26 protein-coding genes are annotated in these 21518 nt (G+C 70.7%); 17 read left to right on the top strand and 9 right to left on the bottom strand.

Going from position 1 to position 21518, the window contains the following annotated elements; genetic code table 11:
• Positions 1-10 precede the first annotated feature (10 nt).
• The 4 genes from AB0I59_RS22745 to AB0I59_RS22730 all read left to right on the top strand — a co-directional run bounded on the left by AB0I59_RS22745 (position 11) and on the right by AB0I59_RS22730 (position 3649).
• Complete coding sequence (locus AB0I59_RS22745) at positions 11-514, top strand: MarR family winged helix-turn-helix transcriptional regulator (protein WP_063818661.1); 504 nt, start codon at positions 11-13, stop codon at positions 512-514.
• 409 nt (positions 515-923) lie between these two features.
• Positions 924-1616: a DUF998 domain-containing protein gene (locus tag AB0I59_RS22740; RefSeq protein WP_061253803.1), complete on the top strand. Its 693-nt coding sequence runs from the start codon at positions 924-926 to the stop codon at positions 1614-1616.
• A 62-nt stretch (positions 1617-1678) separates the two neighbouring features.
• Positions 1679-2053 (top strand): YciI family protein, encoded by a 375-nt coding sequence (locus tag AB0I59_RS22735; protein WP_061253802.1) that lies wholly within the window; start codon positions 1679-1681, stop codon positions 2051-2053.
• A 303-nt stretch (positions 2054-2356) separates the two neighbouring features.
• Positions 2357-3649 carry an RNA polymerase sigma factor gene (locus AB0I59_RS22730; protein WP_061253801.1) on the top strand — a complete coding sequence of 431 codons (1293 nt, stop codon included), beginning with the start codon at positions 2357-2359 and terminating at the stop codon, positions 3647-3649.
• A gap of 178 nt (positions 3650-3827) precedes the next feature.
• Here AB0I59_RS22730 and AB0I59_RS22725 read toward each other — a convergent pair whose 3' ends face one another.
• Both AB0I59_RS22725 and AB0I59_RS22720 read right to left on the bottom strand, forming a co-directional pair.
• Positions 3828-4358, bottom strand: coding sequence for an SRPBCC family protein (locus AB0I59_RS22725; protein WP_358135759.1), 531 nt, complete (start codon positions 4356-4358; stop codon positions 3828-3830).
• Positions 4359-4481: 123 nt separating this feature from the next.
• Positions 4482-5660 (bottom strand): FAD-dependent oxidoreductase, encoded by a 1179-nt coding sequence (locus AB0I59_RS22720; RefSeq protein WP_358135756.1) that lies wholly within the window; start codon positions 5658-5660, stop codon positions 4482-4484.
• Between the two features lie 54 nt (positions 5661-5714).
• On the opposite strand from AB0I59_RS22720, the gene AB0I59_RS22715 reads away from it, so the two are divergent.
• On the top strand, positions 5715-6284 hold the full coding sequence (locus AB0I59_RS22715; protein WP_358135754.1) for a PadR family transcriptional regulator: 570 nt from the start codon (positions 5715-5717) through the stop codon (positions 6282-6284).
• A gap of 135 nt (positions 6285-6419) precedes the next feature.
• Here AB0I59_RS22715 and AB0I59_RS22710 read toward each other — a convergent pair whose 3' ends face one another.
• The 3 genes from AB0I59_RS22710 to AB0I59_RS22700 all read right to left on the bottom strand — a co-directional run bounded on the left by AB0I59_RS22710 (position 6420) and on the right by AB0I59_RS22700 (position 8656).
• The gene (locus AB0I59_RS22710) at positions 6420-7364 is read right to left on the bottom strand and encodes a GNAT family N-acetyltransferase (protein WP_358135752.1); all 945 of its coding nucleotides are present in this window, start codon (positions 7362-7364) and stop codon (positions 6420-6422) included.
• Positions 7365-7608: 244 nt separating this feature from the next.
• A complete protein-coding gene (locus AB0I59_RS22705) occupies positions 7609-8136 on the bottom strand; it encodes a DUF6609 family protein (protein WP_061253798.1) in 528 nt (175 codons plus the stop codon).
• A gap of 151 nt (positions 8137-8287) precedes the next feature.
• Complete coding sequence (locus tag AB0I59_RS22700; RefSeq protein WP_061253797.1) at positions 8288-8656, bottom strand: winged helix-turn-helix transcriptional regulator; 369 nt, start codon at positions 8654-8656, stop codon at positions 8288-8290.
• 104 nt (positions 8657-8760) lie between these two features.
• Between AB0I59_RS22700 and AB0I59_RS22695 the strand changes: the two genes are divergently transcribed.
• A complete protein-coding gene (locus tag AB0I59_RS22695; protein WP_358135749.1) occupies positions 8761-9435 on the top strand; it encodes an NAD(P)-dependent oxidoreductase in 675 nt (224 codons plus the stop codon).
• Between the two features lie 74 nt (positions 9436-9509).
• On the opposite strand, the gene AB0I59_RS22690 is transcribed toward AB0I59_RS22695, so the two are convergent.
• Positions 9510-9725: a hypothetical protein gene (locus AB0I59_RS22690; RefSeq protein WP_358135746.1), complete on the bottom strand. Its 216-nt coding sequence runs from the start codon at positions 9723-9725 to the stop codon at positions 9510-9512.
• A gap of 142 nt (positions 9726-9867) precedes the next feature.
• Here AB0I59_RS22690 and AB0I59_RS22685 point away from each other — a divergent pair, with 142 nt between their 5' ends.
• The 9 genes from AB0I59_RS22685 (at position 9868) to AB0I59_RS22645 (ending at position 16609) form a co-directional block, all read left to right on the top strand.
• Positions 9868-10521 carry a response regulator gene (locus AB0I59_RS22685; protein WP_061253794.1) on the top strand — a complete coding sequence of 218 codons (654 nt, stop codon included), beginning with the start codon at positions 9868-9870 and terminating at the stop codon, positions 10519-10521.
• Positions 10522-10582: 61 nt separating this feature from the next.
• Complete coding sequence (locus AB0I59_RS22680; protein WP_358135741.1) at positions 10583-12052, top strand: sensor histidine kinase; 1470 nt, start codon at positions 10583-10585, stop codon at positions 12050-12052.
• On the top strand, positions 12049-12210 hold the full coding sequence (locus tag AB0I59_RS22675; RefSeq protein WP_358135738.1) for a hypothetical protein: 162 nt from the start codon (positions 12049-12051) through the stop codon (positions 12208-12210). The genes AB0I59_RS22680 and AB0I59_RS22675 overlap by 4 nt, the downstream gene beginning before the upstream one ends.
• A 9-nt stretch (positions 12211-12219) precedes the next feature.
• Complete coding sequence (locus AB0I59_RS22670) at positions 12220-12459, top strand: hypothetical protein (RefSeq protein ID WP_358135735.1); 240 nt, start codon at positions 12220-12222, stop codon at positions 12457-12459.
• A gap of 14 nt (positions 12460-12473) precedes the next feature.
• Positions 12474-12716 (top strand): hypothetical protein, encoded by a 243-nt coding sequence (locus AB0I59_RS22665; protein ID WP_061253792.1) that lies wholly within the window; start codon positions 12474-12476, stop codon positions 12714-12716.
• A 317-nt stretch (positions 12717-13033) separates the two neighbouring features.
• Positions 13034-13492 (top strand): hypothetical protein, encoded by a 459-nt coding sequence (locus AB0I59_RS22660; RefSeq protein WP_063818659.1) that lies wholly within the window; start codon positions 13034-13036, stop codon positions 13490-13492.
• 114 nt (positions 13493-13606) lie between these two features.
• Positions 13607-14536, top strand: a complete 930-nt coding sequence (locus AB0I59_RS22655) for an ATP-binding cassette domain-containing protein (protein WP_061253791.1) — start codon at positions 13607-13609, stop codon at positions 14534-14536.
• Complete coding sequence (locus AB0I59_RS22650; RefSeq protein WP_358135731.1) at positions 14533-16170, top strand: ABC transporter permease; 1638 nt, start codon at positions 14533-14535, stop codon at positions 16168-16170. The genes AB0I59_RS22655 and AB0I59_RS22650 overlap by 4 nt, the downstream gene beginning before the upstream one ends.
• Positions 16171-16237: 67 nt before the next feature.
• Positions 16238-16609 carry a hypothetical protein gene (locus tag AB0I59_RS22645; protein WP_358135728.1) on the top strand — a complete coding sequence of 124 codons (372 nt, stop codon included), beginning with the start codon at positions 16238-16240 and terminating at the stop codon, positions 16607-16609.
• 192 nt (positions 16610-16801) lie between these two features.
• Here AB0I59_RS22645 and AB0I59_RS22640 read toward each other — a convergent pair whose 3' ends face one another.
• The 3 genes from AB0I59_RS22640 to AB0I59_RS22630 all read right to left on the bottom strand — a co-directional run bounded on the left by AB0I59_RS22640 (position 16802) and on the right by AB0I59_RS22630 (position 19728).
• Entirely contained in the window at positions 16802-17155 is a 354-nt protein-coding gene (locus tag AB0I59_RS22640; RefSeq protein ID WP_358135724.1) for a DUF742 domain-containing protein, read from the bottom strand.
• Positions 17152-19197 carry a sensor histidine kinase gene (locus tag AB0I59_RS22635; RefSeq protein ID WP_061253788.1) on the bottom strand — a complete coding sequence of 682 codons (2046 nt, stop codon included), beginning with the start codon at positions 19195-19197 and terminating at the stop codon, positions 17152-17154. The genes AB0I59_RS22640 and AB0I59_RS22635 overlap by 4 nt, the downstream gene beginning before the upstream one ends.
• Positions 19198-19338: 141 nt before the next feature.
• Entirely contained in the window at positions 19339-19728 is a 390-nt protein-coding gene (locus tag AB0I59_RS22630; RefSeq protein WP_358135721.1) for a barstar family protein, read from the bottom strand.
• Between the two features lie 84 nt (positions 19729-19812).
• Here AB0I59_RS22630 and AB0I59_RS22625 point away from each other — a divergent pair, with 84 nt between their 5' ends.
• Positions 19813-20877, top strand: coding sequence for an EamA family transporter (locus AB0I59_RS22625; RefSeq protein ID WP_358135720.1), 1065 nt, complete (start codon positions 19813-19815; stop codon positions 20875-20877).
• A complete protein-coding gene (locus AB0I59_RS22620) occupies positions 20874-21488 on the top strand; it encodes a GntR family transcriptional regulator (protein WP_061253786.1) in 615 nt (204 codons plus the stop codon). Before AB0I59_RS22625 ends, AB0I59_RS22620 begins: the two co-directional genes overlap by 4 nt.
• Positions 21489-21518: the final 30 nt, after the last annotated feature.

Raw genomic sequence — 21518 nt, 5'->3', positions numbered from 1 at the left:
TGATGAACGTGTGGATGATTCGGTGGACCGGCACATCGCCCGCTGGCGGGGAAAGGCTCCGTTCGACGATCGGGTCGAGGCGGTCGTCACGCGGATGCAGTTCCTGGTGAAGCACGTCTCGCAGGCGAAGGACGCCGCTCTGGCCGCCGTCGGTCTGCAGGACTTCGAGTTCGAGACCCTGCACCGCCTCAGTTCGCGGGGCGAGGGGGGCCGGATGACCCCGTCGGAACTCGCCGCCGAGCTCAAGCTGTCGCCTGCCGGCATGACCGGGCGGCTCGACACCCTGGAGAAGGCGGGTCTGGTCCGGCGCGCCCGCGACGCGGAGGACCGGCGGCGGGTGGACGTGGAGCTCACCGAACAGGGACGTGCGTCCTGGCTGAAGGCCATGGGCCTGCGCGGCGAGGTCGAGGCCGACATGGTCGGTGTGCTCGGCCAGGAAGACCAGGAAACTCTCGCCGCGCTGCTCAAGCGGTTGCTGCTCCACGTGGAGAATCAGGACCACCCGCAGAAGTAGGCCGCTTACCTCGGCGCCCGGGCGCGCGACATGAGCAGGCTCTGCGACAGGGCCGTCAAGGTCGTCGCGGTCTGACCCGCTTACGAGCCCCGACGCCAGAGGTCGCTATCCATCGTTCCCCGGGCCGGGGTGCCCGGCCCAAGTCGGACGGGCTGGGCATCGAGCGGGTCACGGGGTTCTCCGACGGACGGGTCCCGTTCGGCAGCGCGGTGTTCGTCGATGACGAGGTCGATCTCACCGAAGCTGCCTTTCCGGCATGGGCCACCCGCATACGCTGCGGAAACAGGAGCTCGAAAAAATCTTGAAAAAGATCCGGCCGGTCTGTCGAAACGGCGTGGGCTCGTTCGAAGCGTAGTCAAAGGGCCGAGAGGAACCCGAGAATCAGCCCCGGACTCGCGAGGAGAAGGCCATGACCCAGCAGATGACGAGGACCGCCACGCCGGCGACCTGTGACCCGCGGACCAGCGTCACCAGGTCGCTCCTGGGCTACGGCGTCATCGCCGGACCGGTGTACATCACGGTGTCCCTCGCCCAGGCGCTCACCCGGGACGGGTTCGACCTCGCCCGCCACCCGTGGAGCATGCTCGCCAACGGCGACCTCGGCTGGATACAGATCGCCAACTTCCTGGTCGTCGCGCTGGCGACCCTCGCGGGCGCGGCCGGCCTGCGCCGGGCCCTCGCCTCGGGGCGCGGGGCGACCTGGGTTCCCCGGCTGGTAGGCGGGCACGGCGTGGGGATGATCGGCGCGGGGATCTTCCGGGCGGACCCGGCGATGGGCTTCCCGGTAGGGACGCCGGACGGCCCGGGAGCGGTCAGCTGGCACGGGACACTGCACTTCACCTGCGCCGCCGTCGGCTTTCTCTGCCTGATCGTGGCCTGCTTCGTCATCGGTCGCCGGTTCGCCGCGGAGGGCCGTACGGGATGGGCCGTCTACTCCCCGGCCGCCGGTGTGCTGTTCTTCGGATCCTTCGCCGTCGTCGCGACCGGCGCCGGCGCCGCCTGGGCCAACCTGGTCTTCATCACGGGAGTCGTGGTCGCACTGACCTGGCTCTCGGCCCTGTCGCTTCACTTCTACCGGCGCACCGCGCCCGTAGACGCCTGAACCTCGCCACTCACACCAGACCCGGAACACTCACAGAAAACCCATAAGAAAGAGAGATCGCGATGAGGTACATGATCATCCTCAACGTCACCACCCAGCCCGCCACCCCGCCGCCCGCCGAGCTGATGGAGGCCATCGCCAAGCTGGGGGAGGAGGCCACCAAGGCAGGGGCGCTCCTCGACACCGCCGGGCTGGCCCCGAGCGCCCAGGGCGCGCGGATCGAGCTCACCGGAGGGAAGCTGAGCGTCACGGACGGTCCGTTCGCCGAGGCGAAGGAGCTGATCAGCTACGCCCTCTACCAGGTCCGCTCGAAGGAGGAGGCCATCGAGTGGACCTCCCGCTTCCTGAAGATCCACCGCGACCACTGGGAGGGCTGGGAGGGCCAGGCCGACCTCCTCCGCGTCTTCGGCCCGGAGGATTTCGCCCCCTCCGCGTAATCCCCTGGACAGCGCTTCTCCGCGTGAGCCCTGCGCCCCCGCGTAAGCCCTGCCCCTCCGTGTAATCCCCTGGACAGCGCTCCTCCGCGTAAGCTTTGCGCCCCCGCGCGATCCCTGCGATCCCGCGCGATCCCCTGGACAGCGCCCCCGGTCGCGGCCCCCTTCACGGGCCCGGCCGGGGGCGCACGCGTTTCCGCCCGCCTTCGCCCCTGCCGGGCCGTGGTTCGGCCGGGCGGCCCTTTTTGGTCACATGTCAGGCGAAGGGGGGCGCCGCAGGGAGATGAGGTGCTTGGATCGGTCTTCATGGCGGTTGGCGATCCTCATCAGGTGATCGAGGCGGTCTGGCGGATCGAGTCCGCCCGGGTGATCGCCGGGCTCGCCCGGTTGGTCAACGACGTCGGCCTGGCCGAGGAGCTGGCGCAGGACGCCCTGGTCCTCGCCCTTGAGCGGTGGCCGGAGTCGGGTGTGCCGGACAATCCAGGCGCCTGGCTCATGCTCACCGCCAAGCACCGGGCGATCGACCTGCTGCGCCGCAGGACCCGGTACGAGCAGAAGCTCGAAGAGGTCGGCCGGGACATGGAGATCCGCCAGGAGTCGGCCGAGGCCGAGTTGGACGACGCCCTCGACGACCACATCGGTGACGACCTGCTGCGCCTGCTCTTCACGGCCTGCCATCCCGTGCTCTCCACCGAGGGACGCCTGGCGCTCACCCTCCGCCTGCTCGGCGGCCTGACCACGGAGGAGATCGCGCGGGCCTTCCTCGTGCCAGAGCCGACCGTCGGGCAGCGGATCTACCGGGCCAAGCGCACCCTCTCCGACCAGCGTGTACGGATCGAGATGCCCGCGCCGGAGGACCTGGCCGCCCGGCTCTCGTCGGTCCTGGAAGTCGTCTATCTCATCTTCAACGAGGGCTACTCGGCGACCGCGGGCGCCGACTGGATGCGCACGTCACTCTGCGAGGAGGCGCTGCGCCTGGGCCGGATCCTCGCGGGTCTCATGCCCGGGGAGCCCGAGGTGCATGGCCTCCTCGCGCTGATGGAGATCCAGGCGTCCCGCGCCCGCGCGAGGGTCGGGCGGAACGGCGAGGCCGTCCTCCTGCTCGACCAGGACCGGCGCCTGTGGGACCGGCTGCTGATCCGGCGCGGGCTGGAGGCGCTCAAGCGCGCGGAGGAGCTCGGCACGCTCGGGCCGTACGGACTGCAGGCCGCGATCGCCGCCTGCCACGCCCGCGCGGTGTCCGCGGAGGACACGGACTGGGAGCGGATGGCCGCGCTCTACCGGGTGCTCGCCCATGTCGCCCCCTCTCCCGTCGTCGAGCTGAACCGCGCGGTCGCGGTGAGCATGGCGTACGGCCCGGCGCGCGGTCTGGAGATCGTGGACGGGCTGGCGGCGGAGCGCGCGCTCAGGGACTATCCGCAGCTGCCCGCCGTACGGGGTGACCTGCTCGCGAGGCTGGGCCGCCCGGACGAGGCGCGCGAGGAGTTCGAACGCGCCGCCGCGCTCACCCGCAACGAAAGCGAGCGCGCGCTCTTCCTCGCCCGCGTGGCCGCCGTACGGGCGAAGGAGGCAGCGGACGGCCCGATGGCGACCGAGTGATGTCGGTGCTCAGGAATCGTTCCACGTCCGGCGAAGGCGTGAACGAACGGCGTGACTCTCGACTATCGGGATGTGGACGAGGCGGAGGAACTCGTTCTCGGGGTCGCGATGGGTGAGTTCGACGGCATCCCGGACCTGGCCCGGTGGCTCCGCGCTCGCTGCCGCTGACACCCATGGGTCAACGGCTCATGGCGGCGTCGCGGGCGTCCGCCGCGACGGTCTCCTCGACGGCCGCCTTGAGCTCGGCCAGCCAGCGCTCGTGGTTGGCCTGGAGTTTGCGCTCGCTGTAGAAGAGCGACAGGAGCGGCCCGGCGAGTGACTCCTCGACCGTGACCCGGGTCCGCCCGTCGTCCAGCGGCTCCAGGACGTGCCGGTCCACCGCCTTGTAGCCGAAGAACACGCCCGTCCAGGTGAGCTCCCGTTCCGGGGCCACGACGGCGAACCGCGACCGGAGCGCGACGCCGTTGAGCTTCCACCGGAAGGGAGCGCCCGGCCGTACGTCGGAGAGTTCGACGATCTCCAAGTTCGAGGCCCAGAGGGGCCAGGTGGCGAGATCGGCCATCACCTCCCACACGCGCTCCACCGGAGCGTCGACGACGACGCTGGAAGAGGAGACCAGCTGGGCGTTCGGGTCGAGACGGCCACGGCGGGCGTACTCGTCGTGCAGGACCGTCAGCGTCGGGCCCGAATAGAACAGCTTGCTCGCCATGACCGGCTCCTTGTCGGATCAATGCTTCGTCTTGAGAGCAATGCTCTCCGGTTGCCCGATCCATGTCAAGAGCACTGCTCTCGAATCTGTCTATTGCTCTTTCTGGATGGTGGACGAGTGGGGTCACCGGGACACCGCGGGAACGCGGTCGTCCCAGGAGATCCGGTAGTCGTGCATCCAGGCCAGCGCGTTCTTCTTGGCCACCTGCCGCATGATCGTCGGCAGCAGGAGGTCGCGGGTGAACGCGCCGACGACTCCGGGTGCCTTGCCGCTGCCGTTGCGCTTGCCCTGCGCCACGATGCGCTCCACCCGCTCCCGCCGCAGCCTCTCGAACGCGGCGAACGCGCCGGGAAGGTCGGGGATGTCACGCAGGCAGGTGGCCAGCACCACCGCGTCCTCGATCGCCATGGACGCGCCCTGCCCCGACGACGGCGAGGTCGCGTGCGCGGCGTCGCCCAGGATCACCATGCGCTCGTTCCACCATTTCGGCACGGTCGGGAAGTCGTAGGTGTTCCACCCCGTGATGATGTCGTCGGTCGCGCCGATGATGTCGAGCATCGGACCGACGTCGTCCTTGAACAGCGCGACCAGCCGGGCGCGCCACTGCGCCGGTGTGATCGCCGAGAGCTCCTCCCGGGTGGGCTCCTTGGGGCTCGGCGGGTTGGCGAACCACCACACCTCGCCGTTCGGGTGGATCAGGTATCCGAAGAAGCACTTCTTCCCGAAGATGAAGTAACTCGTTCCCGGCTCGCCCGGCACTGTGACGCCCCGCGCGAAACCGCCCGTGTTGAGCAGCCCGACGTGCCGGGCGCGCGGTGCGCCGGGGTCGATGATCGTCCGGGTGCGCGAGCGCAGCCCGTCCGCGCCGATCAGCAGATCACCCTCCGCCGTGCCGCCGTCGGCGAAGACCGCCCGCACGCCCTTCCGGGTGATCGACGCGTCGTCGAGCCGCTTGCCGTAGTGGATCCGCACGCCCCGCCGTACGGCCTCGTCGCGCAGCGCCTGGTAGAGGTCGGCGCGCCGCAATGTGCGGCTGGGCTGCCGGACGTCGCCCAGTTGCTTGCCGCGCCCGTTGCTCATCCGCATCCGTGGCGAGTCCATGCCCAGATCGCAGACGAGGTCGTGCAGGTCGAGGATGCGCAGGGCCTCCAGCCCGTTGATCGCGAGCGTGAGGAAGGCGCCCACGCCTTCGGAACCCCGGTCGTACGCCTCGAAGACGTCGCTGTCGATGCCGGCCCGCTGCAGCGCCATGGCGGTGACCGGGCCCGCGATGCCGCCGCCGATGATCAGTGCTCTAGTCATAAAATGAATATACATAACATAACTAAAGATGGGCAAGCCCCTATGATGTCCGATATGTCGACGAGGCGGTCTCCCCTGGCCATGGCATTGCTGTCCCTTGTCTGCGAGGAGCCCATGCACGCGTACCGCATGCAGCAGCTGATCAAGGAGCGGCACAAGGACGACGTGGTCAACGTCGCGCAGCGGAACAGCGTCTACCAGACGATCGACCGGCTGCTCCGCGCCGAGCTGATCGCGGTCCGCGAGACCTCGCGCGAGGAGAACCGCCCGGAGCGCACGGTCTACGAGCCGACCGAGGCGGGCAGGGAGACGCTGCGGCAGTGGATGCGGACGATGCTGAGCACGCCCGCTCGCGAGTTCCCCGAGTTCCCCGCCGCGCTCGCCTTTTTGGTCGTGCTGACGCCCGGCGAGGTCACGGCCGCGCTGGAGGAACGCGTCGCCTCCCTGGAGGCACGACTCTCGGAACTCGACACCGATCTGGTCGAGAGCGCGAAGTTCCTGCCCCGGATCTTCCTCGTGGAGTCCGAATACGAGCGGGCCGTGGTCATGGCCGAGCTGAACTATGTCCGGGGCCTCGCCGACGATCTGCGGGCGGGCCGGCTCGACTGGGACTACCGCCTGTGACCTGCTCCCCGGCCTGAAGACTGGAGCGCCGCCCGCATTCGGGCAGCGCCCTCCGGCGGGATCCGGGATCCGGGATCCGGGATCCGGCATCCGGGCCGGGCGGGACGATGATGTCCCGCCCGGCCCGTACGCGCGTCAGCTCCAGGTCATGTTGATCTCACGCTGGAAGTTGACGTATCCGGCGCGCTGGAACGCCCGCGCCATCGGGACGTTGCCGACGTCCGTGGACGCCCGGATCCGGGGGACGTCCTGCGCGGCGAGGATCCGCGTGCCCTCGGCGAGCAGGTCGCCGATGTGGCCGTTTCCCCGGTACGCGGGCAGGACGCCGATGTACGCGATGATCGGGTTATAGCTGTTGCGGGCCGGGATGACGAACCCCACGGGATCGCCGTCGTGCGTCGTCGCGATCCGCCACCACTCCCGTGGGCTCTTGTAGCGCGCCAACTCGTCGTCGTACTGCGCCCGCGCCGCCTGGGCGGGGGTCATCTGGGCGAGATCGGCGTGGCTGTGTGCGTCCAGGGTGCCGTCCAGGACGAGGGTCATCAGCTCGACGAGCTCCTCGCGATCGGCGACCGGCCGGAACCGCAGCCGCCCGCTCGGCTCGGGGATCGGTGTCCCGGGGCGCCACTCCAGGCGCAGCCGTTCGACGAGCAGCCGGGCGCCGAACCCTTCGAGTACGGCCATGCGGTCCTCGACGGCCCGCCGGGTCGCGTCGTCGTCGCGCCATGTGGGCGGGATGAACCGGCTGTACTCGGCGGGCCGGGCGCCCTCGGGCACGACGGCGGCCATCGCGGTCCCCAGCAGCCGGGCACCGAGGTCACGGCGTTCGGAGCCGGGCAGGTCGTCGTCGAGGTCGAACATGTCCAGCATGAACGGCGGTTCGTCCGCACGCCGCGTCCACCAGGCGAGCCTGGCGACGAGGCGGTCACCGCGCAGGGCCACCCACATCCACTCGGGACGCCGCCGTCCCAGGTCGAAATCCTCCGCGAGCTCGTCGTTGAGCACGTACGGCAGGCGGTTGAAGAGGGTGAGCTCCTCGCGCCCGGTGATCGGACGCATGATCAGGTCGTTCTGAGGCAAGGCACTTTCCTTCGGCAAAGGTGTGCCTGGTCGCTCCGGGGGTCAGCGCTCGGCGGTGCCCCGGGAAGGAACCGGCACGATGGTCATGGCACGCATCGGCTTATCCCTCCTCTCGTTGAAGCGGGGCCGGCCGTCGCCGGCCGGGAGATCGCAGCAAGTTCTATCCCACTCGCCATCGCCCGGGCAAACTTTTTTCCGGACGCGCTCGGCGTCACGGCCGGGATCCCCCTACCCGCAGGCGACGTCAGCTGAAGGTCAGGGCCGGGTAGGCGAAGAGCATCACGGCGCCGAAGCCGAGCTTGAGCACCGCGTCGACGACCCCGAACACGGGGGTGGGCACCGTGCGCGCCAGGCGCAGCCCGACGAGAGCGTTGATCGCCGTCAGGACGCCCAGGATCGTGATCAGCGGGCCGTGGGCGAGACCCATCGGCAGGAAGTGCAGGCCGACGACGAAGAAGATGCTGAGGATCAGCGTCCGCTCGTCCGCGTCCTTGTTCTTCGTGAGGACCAGATAGATCAGGCCCGCCTCGATGACGAAGGAGCCGACGAGCCCGGCGATGTGCGCGAACGACGGGCTGCCGAGGCTCGGGAGCAGCGCGCTGAGGCCGCTCGCCGTGAATCCCGTGATGAACCCGCCGATGAGGAACTGGATCCAGTACTTGTTGAACGCCCAGCTCCCCAGGAAGCCCAGGCCGACGAAGAGGAGGAACAGGCCACCTCCGCGGATCAGCGGATAAGGATGATCTGCGACGGCTACGGCGATTGACGGCATGTCGTCTCTAACCTTCCCCAAAGGTAAAGATCCGACATTATTGCAGAATGGTGATCAAGAGCTGGACCGTCGACCGGGCGCGCTCCCGAGCCTGACGTTCATGTGCGAAATCCGTCGGCCGTGCGACGGAACGGCCGGTCTGCCCGATGGGTCAGGTCAGCCCGGCGGCGGCCTCACGCGCGTCGAGGAGTTCATCCCAGTGCTCCTCGGCCCAGGCGCACGCGGTGGCCATCGGTCCGAGGAGGCTGCGCCCGAGCGGGGTCAGCGCGTACTCCACCCGCTGGAGCGGCCCGGGATGGGCCGTGCGCGAGACCAGGCCGTCCCGTTCGAGCGTACGGAGTGACCCCGTGAGCACCTTCGCGGAGATGCCGCGCAGGGGGACCCGCAGCTCGGAGAAGCGTCGCGGCCCGTGTTCGAGGCAGCGGATGATCAGGCCGGACCACTTGTCGCCGAAGCGGATCGGCGCGAGATCGGAGGGGCAGACCGGATCGAACATGTCCGGATCGAGGGGCTCTCTCACAGCAGCCACGCTAACCGGTATCCCGGTGGTAACCACCCCTCCGGATAGCGTCCCGCGCAGTGGCCGGCGATCAGGTCCGGCCTCATGTGGATGAGGCGGTTGCGATGAGCGACATCATTGTTTTCGGTGCGGCTGGAAGAGTGGGGCGGGCGGCCGCCAAGGAGGCCCGCCGACGCGGTCACCGGGTCACCGCCGTCGTGCTCGACGCGGCCGAGTACAGCGCCGCCGCCGCCGAGTACGGCGAACTGGCGGCCGGCGGCGGCGTGCTCCTCGCCATCGGTGACGTCACCGACGCGGACGCCGTCGCCAGGCTCGCCGCCGGACACGACGCCGCGATCAACACCGCAGCCGATCTCAGCACGCCGGCCGACGTCTTCTTCCCTGCCGCGGCGCGTGGCCTGCTGGACGGCCTGACGCGGGCCGGTGTGAAGCGGCTGGTGACGGTCGGGCTCGCCTCGGTCCTGGAGACCGCGTCCGGCGTGCCGCTCATGGACACGCCGGGATACCCGCAGGAGTACCGCGCCTTCTTCATGGGACACGGTGCGGGGACGGACGTGCTGCGCGCCGCCACCACCTCCCTGGACTGGCTGGCTCTCGGTCCGGCCGGTGACTTCGACTACGAGGGCGGGCGCACCGGGCAGTACCGCACGGCCCCGGCCGACGCGGACAGCCGCATCTCCCACGCCGACTTCGCGGTCGCGATGCTCGACGAGATCGACACCCCGAAGCATCACCGCACGCACCTGGGTATCGAGGCTATCCCGACTAATCAGGATTAATCGGGATTATGGGGACATGGCGGACCGGGAGATCCCCGTCGTGATCGTCGGGAAACGTACGGGGTGACGCCCGTTCACGGCGTGTCCCCGGCTGCGTCCAGGCTGCCGGGAACGGTGCCGGGAATGACGACCGTGCCGCACTCGGAGCACCGGAACGCGTCCGCGCTGTGGTTGAAGAAGCCGCTGGTCAGGAGGATTCCGCCGAGATCGCCGACCATGTCCTGGCTGCTCTTGAACTTGATCCGGGGGAGCGTCCCACGACGAATCCGGGATCCATCGAGCGCGTGCACCGGGGGCAGGAGAGCACATCGTCCGCCATGTCCCGATGCTAGATCTCGGAGGGCTCTCCCGCCCCGGCCGGCGCCGAATGCCGGTAGGAGGAGAACACGTACGGCGGCGCTGCGGGGGGCGGCGGACGGGGAGAATGGGCGGATGACCATACGTGTCCTGATCGCCGACGACCAGGAGATGGTGCGGCGCGGCCTGCGCCGCATCCTGGAGAGCCAGCCGGACATGGAGGTCGTCTGCGAGGCCGCCGACGGCGTGAGCGCGGTCGAGATGGCCCGGAGGTTCCGGCCGGACGTGGCGCTGGTCGACATCCGCATGCCCAGGATGGACGGGCTGGAGGTGACCAGGCTGCTCGCCGGTCCCGACGTGGCCGCCCCGGTCCGTGTCGTCGTCGTGACGACCTTCGACCTCGACGAGTACGTCTATCCGGCGCTGCGCCACGGCGCGTCCGGGTTCCTGCTCAAACGGTCGGGTCCCGCCCTCCTGATCGAGGCGGTCCGGGCCGCCGTGGCCGGAGACAGCCTGATTAGCCCGTCCGTGACGGTGCGACTGCTGAAGCACGTCACCGGAGCAGGACCGCGGCAGGATCCGCTGCCCGAGCCGCTGACCGAGCGAGAGATCGAGATCGCCGGCCAGGTGGCCGAGGGCAAGACCAACGCCGACATCGCCGCCGAGCTGTTCATCTCGCCGGGCACCGTCAAGACCCATGTGGCGAGCATCCAGCGCAAACTCGGCGTGCGGAACCGGGTCGGCATCGCCGTACGCGCCTGGGAGATGGGCTACGCCCGCGCCCGATGACGGTGAATATCCGGATCTGTCACGACGACGCTGGTCCGTGGCGCTGCGTACGCTCACGTTCATGACCCGAAGCCGGATCCGCGCCTTCCTGTGCGCCATGGTCGTCGTGATGGTGCCGGTCCCGGCCGTGCTCGCGCCTCCGAGCGCGCTCGTCGTCGCCTCCTCGGCCACGCTGGCCATGGCCGCCGCACTGACGCGCTGGCCGTACCGGGGGATCACGCTCGCCAGGGCGGCGAGCGCGGTCACGGTGGTCTCCTTCGCCGTCGCACTCGTCTACCAGGGACGGCACCAGTTCGTCGGGCTCTGGCTTCCCGTCGAGATGGGCGCGCTGCTGCTCCTCCTCGGCAGGGTGGTGCGGCGGACGCCGGGATGGCAGGCCGCGGTGATCGGGGCATCGCTGGGCGTCGCGGTCACGTTCGAGCTGCCCCTGCGCCTCACGCTGCGCATGCCCAACCCGACGGCGGAGACGTCGATCCTCGCCTGCCTCATGTCCTTCTTCCCCGTGGCGGTCGTGGCCGGTGTCGCGCTGTACCTCAGATCCCTGGACGACCGGCGGGTACGCGCGGTCGCACAGGCACGCCGGTCCCAGCGGCTCGACGTGGCCCGGGACCTGCACGACTTCGTCGCCCATGAGGTCACCGGCATCGTGCTGGAGGCCCAGGCGGCACAACTCGCCGACCAGGATCCGGAGCAGGCGCGGGCCCTCGCCGCACGCATCGAGGAGGCCGGGCTGCGGGCGCTCGCGTCGATGGACCACATGGTGAGCGCGCTGCGCGACCCGGACGATCGGGCCGCGGCGGAGCCGCCCCCGACCAGGATGTACGGCCTGGCCGACCTGCCCGACCTGGTCGGCCGGTTCTCCGCCACGGGAGGGATCCCGGCCGAGCTCCTTCTGGCCGAAGAACTGACCGGTGATCGGAGCGATGAGCCGGACCGTGATCCCAAGAGTGATCCGAGGAGCGATCCGAGGAGCGGTCCGAACGGCGGGCGGCCGGAGGACCCGGCCGGCGAGACGGCAGGAACGCTGCCGCGAGAGATCGAAAGCACCGCCTACGCCGTGGTGCTGGAGGCGCTGACCAACGTACGGAGGCACGCGCCCTCGGCGACACGGGTGCTCGTCTCGACCGTCCGTGCCGCCGGTCCCGCGCTGGAGGTGTCCGTCGTCGACGACGGCGGCGCGGCCGGTACGGGCGTCCTCATGGCCTGGAGGGGAGAGGCGGATGGCGATCGGCGCGCCCGCCCGAAGGCGTTGACGGGGAATGACCGGCATGGCGGGGGCACCGGCCTGATCGGTCTGGCGGAGCGGGTCGAGGCGCTGGGGGGCACGCTCACCGCCGGCCGCCACGGGAAGGGGTGGCGGGTCGGAGCCGTCCTACCGGTGCCGAACGCCCCGACGGCAATGATCGTCGCCCGGCCTCCCGGGGCCGCTGACCACCCCGGCTCTCCTTCGCACGCGGAAGACCCCAGCACCCGCCTGAGCCCTTACGCGCGTTTGGACGATCGCGATCACACGGCAGGAGGAGTCCGGTGAGCTTCGCCTGGTTCGACGTCATCCTGGGTTTCGGCTCCATGCGGGCCGAGGCGGGGCCGAAGGCCGGCGCGGGGATCGGGGCACTCACCGAGGAGCTCGGCCTGCGGTTCGTGCCCCAGAACGTGCCACGGCACATGTCCGAGGACTGGGCGGACTGACTGCAGACCGTGGGTGGGGCCGGGACACCGGCGCTGCCGGCCCGGCTGGACCATCCCAGCACGGCGATCCGGCGCGCGTCCGCGTTCGTGCTGACCTACTGCTCCGATCCTGAGCTGCCCGCCGAGCTTCGTGCCCGCGTCGAGGTCGAGCCGGACATGCCCACGACGCTCACCCTCCTGATCGCCGGGAGTCCCTCGCGCACAGGATGGACGGGCCGCGCAATCCGCACACGTACACGACGCTTCTGACGTCGCTGCTTTCCATGGCCGACCGGTTCGCCGACGAGCTGAACCCCGCCGTACGCGCGCGCCTGGCCGCCGAGCCGCAGACGCAGGAGGTGGAGCGGCTGCTGGAGGCCGTCATCGGATGGGATGGGCTGGAGGTGGCACTGCCCGAGCTCCGGCGGTTGCGGGAGTCGGCCGAACGCTGGCCGCGTGGCGAGCCTGCAGAACTCCGCCGCCTCCTGAACAGGCTGGATCCCGACCCGCACCTCGACGGCACCTGACCGCTGGCGAACGCGAGGGACTCGCGGCGGACGACGTGACGCCGTAGGTCCGATCAGATCGCACGGGGACTCGCCGGGTCGCCGGGGTGCCGGGTCACCGGAGACGCCCCGCCGCCGAAACGCGTGCCGCGCCTTCAGCGGTGCGGTGCCCAAACACCTACCGCGCCTTCAGCGGCACAGTGCCCAAACGCGTGCCGCGCCTCCGGCGGCACGGGTGCGGGAAAGGCGCCGGATATCTGCCGAACGGCAGATGCCGCCGAGCGCCGAGAGGCCGGATCCTGCTGGGGATGCCCAATCCCCGCGCATCGGAGGATCTGATGATTACGCGCAAGACGATGACGTGTGCCCTGGTGGCGTTCGTGGCCGCGGCGGCCCTCACCGGCTGCGCGAACGCTTCGAACGCGACACCGCGCCAAACGACCTTCCCGTTCAGCGGCAGGACGCTGGACGTGCGGGCGCACGACACCCCGACGGACCTGGTCGCGGCGGACAGGAAGGACATCAAGGTCACCCTCTGGTTCGACGTGAAGGGCACCAATCCGACGTCGAGCTGGTCCCTGGACGGGAAGACGCTCAACCTGCGGGCCGGATGCTCCGGATGGGCCGACTGCTCGGCCCGGTTTCGGGTCGAGGTGCCGCGCGAGGTCAAGGTCCTGCGCGACGGCCGCAAGACGGACCTGCGTGGCACGCCCTCCACCGGCACGGGCGGCACGGGTGGCGGGGGTGGCCCGAGCGGCGCGGGCACGGACGTCGTCGCCTCCACCAGCGCGAAATGACGCCGGCCGGACAACACCGATGACACCGACGACACGAACAACACCGATGACACGGGACGAAACAGGACTACACGGGTGAACGGCACATCACATCACGCGACGACAGGGACACCGATGCTCGAACTGGTGGATGTCTCCAAGGTCTACAAGGGAGGCAAGCGGGCCGTGGACGGCATCTCCATGCGTCTCGGCGCGGGACTACTCGGGCTCCTCGGCCCCAACGGGGCGGGGAAGTCGTCTCTGATGCGGATCGCCGCGACGGTCACCCGCCCGACTCACGGCAAGGTGCTTTTCGAGGGGACGGACGTCGTGTCCCGGCCGGGCGCGCTCCGCGAGGCCCTCGGCTATCTGCCGCAGGACTTCGGCGTCTATCCCCACCTGACGGCCAGGGAGTTCCTCTCCTACCTGGCCGCCGTCAAGGGTTTGTCGGCCCGCTCGGCGCGGGCGCGCATCGGCGAGTTGCTCGAACTGGTCAACCTCACCGAGGCCGGCCGGAGGCCCCTGGGCGCGTACTCCGGAGGCATGCTGCGCCGGGTCGGCATCGCCCAGGCACTGTTGGGCGATCCCCGGGTGTTGATCGTGGACGAGCCGACGGCCGGGCTCGATCCGGAGGAGCGGGTACGGTTCCGCACCATGCTCAGTGACCTGGCGGCGGACCGGGTGGTGCTGCTGTCGACGCACATCGTCTCCGACATCGAGTCCGTGGCGTCCGACATCGCGATCGTGGCCCAGGGGCGGCTGCTGCGGCGCGGCAGCCCGGAGGAACTCCTGCGAGAGGTGGACGGCCACGTGTGGGAGACGGTCGCCGGGCCGTCCGGCGCCGCCGCCATGCGGGAGCGGTACGTGATCAGCCGCATGATCCGTACGGCGGGCGGGACACGCCTCCGGCTCCTGTCACCCACGCCGCCGCCGGAAGGCGACGCCGTACAGGTGACGCCCGACCTGGAGGACGTGTATCTCGCCGTCATCAACGGCCCCGCCGCGCGGGCTCCGCAGGCCGTGGGCGCCGCGAGGGTCACCGGTGGACGGGTGGTGACCCGGTGACCGCCCGGGCGCCGATCGCGCTCGCCGTCGCCGACTTCCGGGAGCGGGTACGGCGTCCCGCGTACGCGGTGACCCTGCTGGCGGCGGTCGGCCTCGCCTGCCTGGCCGTACCGGACGCGGCCTCCCACTGGGTGATCATGGATGTCGGGGGCTATCGAGGCGTCTACACCAGCGCCTGGATCGGAACGGTCACCGCGCTCGCCGGCGCGTTGTGGCTCACGATGGCTGGGTTCTACGTCGTACGCGACGCGATCGCCCGCGACGAGCGCACCCGTGTGGGGCACCTCCTCGCCGCCTCGCCGCTCCGCACGCCGACATACCTGGTCGGGAAGTGCCTCAGCAACGTCCTGGTGCTCGCCTCGATGGCGGGCGTGCTCGCGGTGACGGCGCCGCTGATGCAGTTCGCGCGGGGCGAGTCCGGCGCCTTCGATCCGGTCGCGCTGCTGCTTCCCTTCGCGCTGATCACGCTGCCCCCGCTGGTGCTGACGGCCGCGGCGGCGGTGCTGTTCGAGACCGTGCCGCTGCTGCGGGGCGGTGTGGGGAACGTCGTCTGGTTCGTCGTCTCGATGGTTCTCGTGCTGGGAGGACAGTCCCGGAACGCTCCTCTCGGCGGCATCGGGGTGCGCCAGGCGGCCGAGTCGATGCGCGCCGCCCTGGTCGAGCAAGGGATCGATGTCAGCGGCCGGGAGTTCAGCCTCGGCCTGACCTCCGTGGCCGAGCCGTTGCGGACCTTCCGATGGGACGGGTTCACCCCTGATGGGGCTTTTATGGGGAGTCGGCTGGTCCTTCTCGCGGTGGGGATCGCCGTGGCGCTGCTGCCCACGCTCTGGTTCGGCAGGTTCGATCCGGCGCGCGGTCTCGGCCGCGGACCCGTCGCCGTGCCGTCCAAGCCGGGAAGGGGCCGGGCGAAGGCTCAGGACGAGATCCTCGGAGACCTCCCGCGCGCTGGCCGGGGAGAGCCCGGCATGGGCGGACCCGTCGGCCTTCCCGTGCCCCCGGCGACGGCGACGGTGACGATGACGGCGCCGGGACGGGGCCGGGCCTTCTGGCGGCTCCTCGCGGGCGAACTGCGCGTCCTCGCCGGGGGCGTCTCGCCGTGGTGGTGGCTCGTGGTCGCGGCCGTGACCGTGGCGGGCTTCGCCACTCCCGAGCCCGCGACGCTGCTCCCTCTCGCCTGGATATGGCCGGTGCTGGTCTGGTCCCGCCTGGGCACGCTCCGTGTCGAACACGGCGTGGAGGGGCTGCTCGGCGCCTACCCCACGATGTGGCGCGGGCTCCTGGCGGAATGGACGGCCGGGGTGGTGCTCACCGCGGTGACCGGGATCGCGCCCGCGGTGCGGATGGCGGCCACGGCCGACTGGGCCGGGGTGGGTTCCTGGGCGGGCGGCGCGCTCCTGGTCCCCGCGCTCGCGCTGGCGCTCGGCGTGGCCACCCGTACCCATCGGGTGTTCCAGGTCGTCTACCTCGGCCTGTGGTATCTGGCCGTCAACGGAGTCGCGGCGCTGGACTACATGGGCGTGGTCAGGTCGGAAGGGGTTCCTGCCGGGCCGTCGCCGCTCGCCGTGGGCGGCCTCGCCCTGCTCCTGGTGGGCGCGGCCCTGGCGGTCCGTACGGCACGGCACGCCGTGAGGTGACTCCGGCATCCCACCTGGTCGCGCGATATGGGTGGAATGTAACGTTAGGTAGCAGTGGGGGTGCGCTATGAATAAGATCATCTGCGTTGCGGCGCTCGCCGCGATGACCACGCTCGCTACCGCCGGCGCCGGACACCCGATGGACGGCGTGGGCAAGCAAACGGTCAGCCGGGAGCAGTATCGGATCCTCCTCAACCAGTGCCGGTACGCCGATACGAGGGCCGCCCGGCGGGAGTGCCGCGCGGAGGTCCGGCGGACCTACACCATCGGGGCGAGAAACCCCAACCTCGACTGCCGGACGTACTCCAGCATCACCGTGTGCGGCGAGCTCAGACTGAGCAAGCGCCAGAAGCGGTGCGTGCAGGACTCCGTCCAGAGCGGCCTCACCTACCGCCGTTCCGAGGTGGAGTGCTACGCGCTCTACAGGGGCGGCAACTGAACCGGCGGCGGGACGGTCGCACATCGCCCGCGGGCGCCTTCGGCACAGGTGCCGAAGGCTCTCAAGCGAGACGTGCGACATCGCCGCCCCAGGAACCACCGCAACACTGGCACGCCACCACGCACCGCGTCACCGATGCCGCCCCGGCACCGTATCTCCGGCATCTCGCACCACCGGCGGAACGCCGTGGCGTCAGAGCGCCTGGAGGCCCTGGATCACCTCGAGCAGGATGCGCTCCTCCGGCAACTGGCTGACCGATGCCTGCGGACGGGCGGTGATCATGCCCCGCTCCCGCAGGTCGCCGAGGAGGATCCGAAGGACGTTGACCGAGAGCCCGGTCTCGGCGCCCAGGTCCGCCAGCGGCGTGGGGGTCTGGCAGATCCCGAGGATGCGCAGGTGCTCCGGCGTCAGCCCGGTCGGCCGCTCGAACGCGGACGGCGCCGTCCTGATAATCGTCATCAGGTCGAAATCCGGACCGGTGGGACGGGTCCGGCCGCGCGTGATGGTGTAGGGCCGGAGCAGTGGCCCCTGCTCCTGCTCGGTCACGAATCCTCCTGCGGCTGCTGGTGCGCGGGACGCAATTGGGGGGCGAGGCTGGCCTGCCGTACCCGCCTGGGCAGGTCGTCTGGAGGCGGCGTCAGCGCGAGGACGGGCGTGGGCTGCGCCGGGACCATGCTCTCGGCGGGGTATTCCTGAGCGCCACCCTCGGCCATCAGCTCCGCGGGGATGAGCACGATCGCGGACGTTCCGCCGTACGGCGACGACCGCAGGGAGACGCGGACGCCGTGCCGCTTCGCCAGCCGCCCGACGACGAACAGGCCGAGTCGCTCGCTGTCGGCCAGGTCGAACTCGGGCGGTTCGGCCAGCTTGGCGTTGAGCTGCTCCATCTCGTCGGCGCAGATGCCGAGACCGCGGTCCTCGATCTCCAGGGCGAACCCCCTGGCCGCCACCTCGCCGCGCACGAACACCTGGGTGTGCGGCGGAGAGAAGATCGTCGCGTTCTCCACCAGCTCGGCGATCAGGTGGATCACGTCGGTCACGGCCGGGCCCATCAGCGCCGGGCCGTGCGGGACCGTGACCTCGACCCGGAGGTAGTCCTCCACCTCCTCGATCGCGGCGCGTACGACGTCGAACAGGGCGACGGGGGTGCGCCATCCGCGTCCCGGCACGGCGCCGGACAGGATGATCAGACCCTCGGCGTGGCGGCGCATGCGAGTGGTCAGATGGTCGATCCCGAACAGCTTGTCCAGCACGTCGGGATCGGTGACCTGCTGCTCCAGCCCGTCCAGCATGGACAGCTGCCGGTGCAACAGCGACTGGTTGCGGCGTGCCAGGTTGAGGAAGACCTTGTTGACCCCCGCGCGCATCCGCGCCTGGTCGACCGCGGCCTCGATGGCGGTGCGCTGCACCGAGGTGAACGCGTTGGCGACGTGGTCGACCTCGACCGTCTTTCCGGGGATCGTCACCGGCGGTGTCTCCGCGGACACGTCGACGTCCTCACCGCGGCGCAGGCGGGTGACGACGGCGGGCAGCCGCCGGTCGGCCAGCTCGATGGCGGCCTCCTCCAGGCCGACCATCTCCGCGGTGAGCTTCCGGCCCAGCCGGATCGAGAAGAAGATGCTGAGCGCCACCACGAGGAGGCCGAGCCCGGCGGCGATCCCGATGCGGTAGAGCGTCGTCCGGGCGACGGGCAGGGCCCGGTCGGCGATCTCCTGGCTGCCCTCGCCGACGAGCCCGCCGACCGCGACGGTCATGGCCTCGCTCGCCGTACGCCAGGCGAGCGCGCCGGAGAACAGCGCGCGGTTGGCCACGACGCGGTCGGCGACCTCGTTCTCCATCGCGCTGTAGGTCCGGTAGGTGGCCGAGGAGTTCAGCGTCAGGTACGGGGCGGCCAGGTCGGCGTCGAGCTGGCCGACGCCGAGCTCGTAGAGGAGTTTGCGCTTGCCGGCCATCTTCCCGAACGCGTCGTACTCCGCCTTCGTCATGCGGCCGGCCGCGAGCGATCCGGAGAGCAGGGCCGACTGCTGGCTCATCACCTCGCGGGCCCGGCTGATCAGGATGACCGCCTTCGCCTGCTGGATGAACTCGATGTCCGGAGTGATCATCAGCCGGTCGTAGACCTGGTAGCCGACCTCGGCGACGGCGCTGTAGTGCTCGACGGCCTCCAGCGCCGTCAGCACGCGCTCGTCCACCTGCCTGCGCACGGAGCCGAGGCCCCGGGCGTACGTGACGAGTTCCTGGAGCCGTCCCCACATCGCGTCGGGGGTCGCGTCCCGGGCCTGCACGGACACCTGTTCCAGCCGTGACACCGCGGCGTCGGTCTGCTGCCGCTGCTCCTGGAGCTCGGGGGAGAGCGTCGCCTTGCTGCCGAGGAATCCGGCGGACAGGGTCCGTTCCGCCTGGAGCTGGTCGATGACGCCCTGCGCCGGGACCACGACGTTGTCGTAGACGGTGCGGATCCTGAGGAGTTCCAGGCCGCTCTGCACGGTGATCACGGAGCCGTACGCCCAGACCGCCACCAGGGCGGTCACCGGAACCAGGATGATGGCGAAGATCTTGGCGCGAATGGAACGCCTGCGTCCAGCCATGTGACCTCGCCCCTATGACAGCTGTGTTAATTGGGGCGAAACACTAGCAATGAGCGAGATGCGGTTACCAGCGGTGATGCCTAACGAAAGCGCAGCTTTCCGGCGAAGCGCAGAGACGGCTGGAACGCTTCAGACGGCGCGTCAGTTGGCGAGCATGATCACCGAGAGGGTGACCTTGCCGGACGCTCCGTCGCCGACGGCGTCGGACAGCAGGCTCCCGAGCGCGTCGTAGGCCGTGGGATCCGCTCGGCGCAGCACCGACGGTTTGGACCAGACGAGCACATGCTCGCCCGCGGGCAGCCAGGACAGGTCGGTGAGGCAGTCGTAGAGCGCGTCGAAGTTGTGCCCGAAATCCTCAGGGAAGTCGAGGAGCCGGGCGATCGACTCCAGCATGGCCGCCGAACTCGGCGCGCCGGATCCGTCCAGCACGTGAGGTGTGGCGCCCCGGAGTCGCGCCTGCCTGATCGCCGCCGCGACTCCCATCCCGGTCGGCGCCTTGGTGAACTGCCCGGCCACCCTTGACTGCGTCATGCGGCCCAGGCTAGCGATCTCGCAGGTCAGGGGCACGGAACCGCGCCGATGGACATCTTTGTCTAGTTGTCAGACAATCGAAGCATGACTCAGCGATCCGGCCCCCCGACCGTCGTCGCCGCGGCCGTCCTGTGGGGCACGGCGGGCACCGTGGGGGCGCTCGCCCATGCGGGCTCCGTCTCGCTGGCCGCCGCCCGCCTCGTGATCGGCGGAGCCGTGCTGGCCGCCGTCGCGATGTGCACCGCGCGTTCAGCCTCCGGGACACCCTCTGGATCCGCCTCCGGGGCGGCCTCCGGATCAGGCGCCGACGCGGGATCCGCGACCGGGCAGGGATCCGCGACCGGGCAGGCATCCGCGACCGGGCAGGCATCCGGGGCGGGGCAGAGATCCGGGACCGGGCAGGGAACGACTGCCCGCGCGGCACGCGTGCCGAGAATCCTCCTCGCGGCCGGTGGTCTGGCCGTCGCGGCCTACCAGCTCTGCTTCTTCGCCGCCGTCGCCAGGACCGGCGTCGCCATCGGCACGGTCGTCGCCATCGGCAGCGGCCCGGTCTTCACCGGGCTGCTGTCCTGGCTGATCGACCGGAACCGGCCGAGCCGCCGCTGGGCGGTCGCGACGGCGGCCGCCATCGCCGGCTGTGCCGTACTGATCACCGGTGGGGGAGCGGGCGGCGCCGACGCCGGCGGGATCGCGCTCGCCCTGCTCGGCGGCATGCTGTACGCGTTCTACGCGGTGACGGCGGCGCGGGCGATCGGCGCCGGCATGGCGTCGGACGCGGTCATGGGCACGCTGTTCGGCGTCGCCGGGCTGATCATGCTGCCCGTGCTCGTCGCCACCGGCCCGGGGTGGCTGGCCGAGCCGCGCGGGCTGCTCACCGCTCTCTATCTGGGCTGCGCCACCACCGCCCTCGCCTACGTCCTGTACGGCAGGGGGCTGCGCACGACCCCGGTGGCCACCGCCGCCACGCTCGCCCTGGCCGAACCCGCGGTGGCGGCGATGCTCGGCCTCGTCGTGCTGCACGAGCATCTGTCGGCGATCTCCTGGGGAGGGCTCGTGCTGCTCGCGGCGAGCCTGGTGGTCGTGGCGTTGCCCGACCGGAGGCGCGACCCGGCGGCCCAGGTCCCGGTCACCCTAAGCTCGTCAGCGTGACATCCCTCCGCCCCGTCTCCACCGTGCAGGCCCTGGCCGCGGCGCTCCGCGAGCGCGTGCTCTCCGGGGACATCGGCCCCGGCGCGTTCCTCCCCGAGCAGGAGATCTCGGCACGGTACGGCGTGGCCCGGCCCACGGTGCGGGAGGCCCTCGCCGTCCTTGTCCACGAAGGGCTCCTCAGGCGCGAGCGCAATCGCAGCGCGTACGTTCCCGAGGTCACGTCGGCGGACCTCGCCGATCTGATGTATGTGCGCCGCCCGCTTGAGGATCTGATGGCGCAGGCGGTCGCGGGCCGCCGGGTCGCCGCGGCGGACGCCGCGCTCGACCGGCTGGGAAGCCTGCCGCCCGACGCGCCGTGGGCGGCGGTGGTTGCCGAGCACATGGCGCTGCACGAGGCGCTCGTCGTGGCCGCGGGCAGCCCTCGCCTGGAACGTCTGTACGGCGTGCTCGCCGCCGAGACCCGCCTCGGTCTGGTACGGCTCCGCGACGTCTACCCCGACAGGGACGAACTGGTGGCGGAGCACCGCGAACTCCTGGAGATCATCGCCGCCGGACCGGAGGACGCGGCACGGCAGGCCGTCCGGGAGCATCTTCACTGGCGCGAAACGTAACCGCTCTTGCACGGAGTGGGGGGATGTCGT

The sequence above is a fragment of the Microtetraspora glauca genome (genome assembly GCF_040656155.1).
Lineage (GTDB): Bacteria > Actinomycetota > Actinomycetes > Streptosporangiales > Streptosporangiaceae > Microtetraspora > Microtetraspora glauca.
The sequence above is the reverse complement of the archived record's forward strand: the minus strand, read 5'-3'. Positions and strand labels throughout refer to the sequence as shown.

Excerpts from the sequence above, each read along its gene's own strand:
- AB0I59_RS22740 (WP_061253803.1), top strand. The coding sequence starts at position 924 with ATGACCCAGCAGATGACGAGGACCGCCACGCCGGCGACCTGTGACCCG.
- AB0I59_RS22735 (WP_061253802.1), top strand. The coding sequence starts at position 1,679 with ATGAGGTACATGATCATCCTCAACGTCACCACCCAGCCCGCCACCCCG.
- AB0I59_RS22730 (WP_061253801.1), top strand. The coding sequence starts at position 2,357 with ATGGCGGTTGGCGATCCTCATCAGGTGATCGAGGCGGTCTGGCGGATC.
- AB0I59_RS22725 (WP_358135759.1), bottom strand. The coding sequence starts at position 4,358 with ATGGCGAGCAAGCTGTTCTATTCGGGCCCGACGCTGACGGTCCTGCAC.
- AB0I59_RS22720 (WP_358135756.1), bottom strand. The coding sequence starts at position 5,660 with ATGACTAGAGCACTGATCATCGGCGGCGGCATCGCGGGCCCGGTCACC.
- AB0I59_RS22715 (WP_358135754.1), top strand. The coding sequence starts at position 5,715 with ATGTCGACGAGGCGGTCTCCCCTGGCCATGGCATTGCTGTCCCTTGTC.
- AB0I59_RS22705 (WP_061253798.1), bottom strand. The coding sequence starts at position 8,136 with ATGCCGTCAATCGCCGTAGCCGTCGCAGATCATCCTTATCCGCTGATC.
- AB0I59_RS22695 (WP_358135749.1), top strand. The coding sequence starts at position 8,761 with ATGAGCGACATCATTGTTTTCGGTGCGGCTGGAAGAGTGGGGCGGGCG.
- AB0I59_RS22685 (WP_061253794.1), top strand. The coding sequence starts at position 9,868 with ATGACCATACGTGTCCTGATCGCCGACGACCAGGAGATGGTGCGGCGC.
- AB0I59_RS22680 (WP_358135741.1), top strand. The coding sequence starts at position 10,583 with ATGACCCGAAGCCGGATCCGCGCCTTCCTGTGCGCCATGGTCGTCGTG.
- AB0I59_RS22665 (WP_061253792.1), top strand. The coding sequence starts at position 12,474 with ATGGCCGACCGGTTCGCCGACGAGCTGAACCCCGCCGTACGCGCGCGC.
- AB0I59_RS22660 (WP_063818659.1), top strand. The coding sequence starts at position 13,034 with ATGATTACGCGCAAGACGATGACGTGTGCCCTGGTGGCGTTCGTGGCC.
- AB0I59_RS22655 (WP_061253791.1), top strand. The coding sequence starts at position 13,607 with ATGCTCGAACTGGTGGATGTCTCCAAGGTCTACAAGGGAGGCAAGCGG.
- AB0I59_RS22645 (WP_358135728.1), top strand. The coding sequence starts at position 16,238 with ATGAATAAGATCATCTGCGTTGCGGCGCTCGCCGCGATGACCACGCTC.
- AB0I59_RS22635 (WP_061253788.1), bottom strand. The coding sequence starts at position 19,197 with ATGGCTGGACGCAGGCGTTCCATTCGCGCCAAGATCTTCGCCATCATC.
- AB0I59_RS22630 (WP_358135721.1), bottom strand. The coding sequence starts at position 19,728 with ATGACGCAGTCAAGGGTGGCCGGGCAGTTCACCAAGGCGCCGACCGGG.
- AB0I59_RS22625 (WP_358135720.1), top strand. The coding sequence starts at position 19,813 with ATGACTCAGCGATCCGGCCCCCCGACCGTCGTCGCCGCGGCCGTCCTG.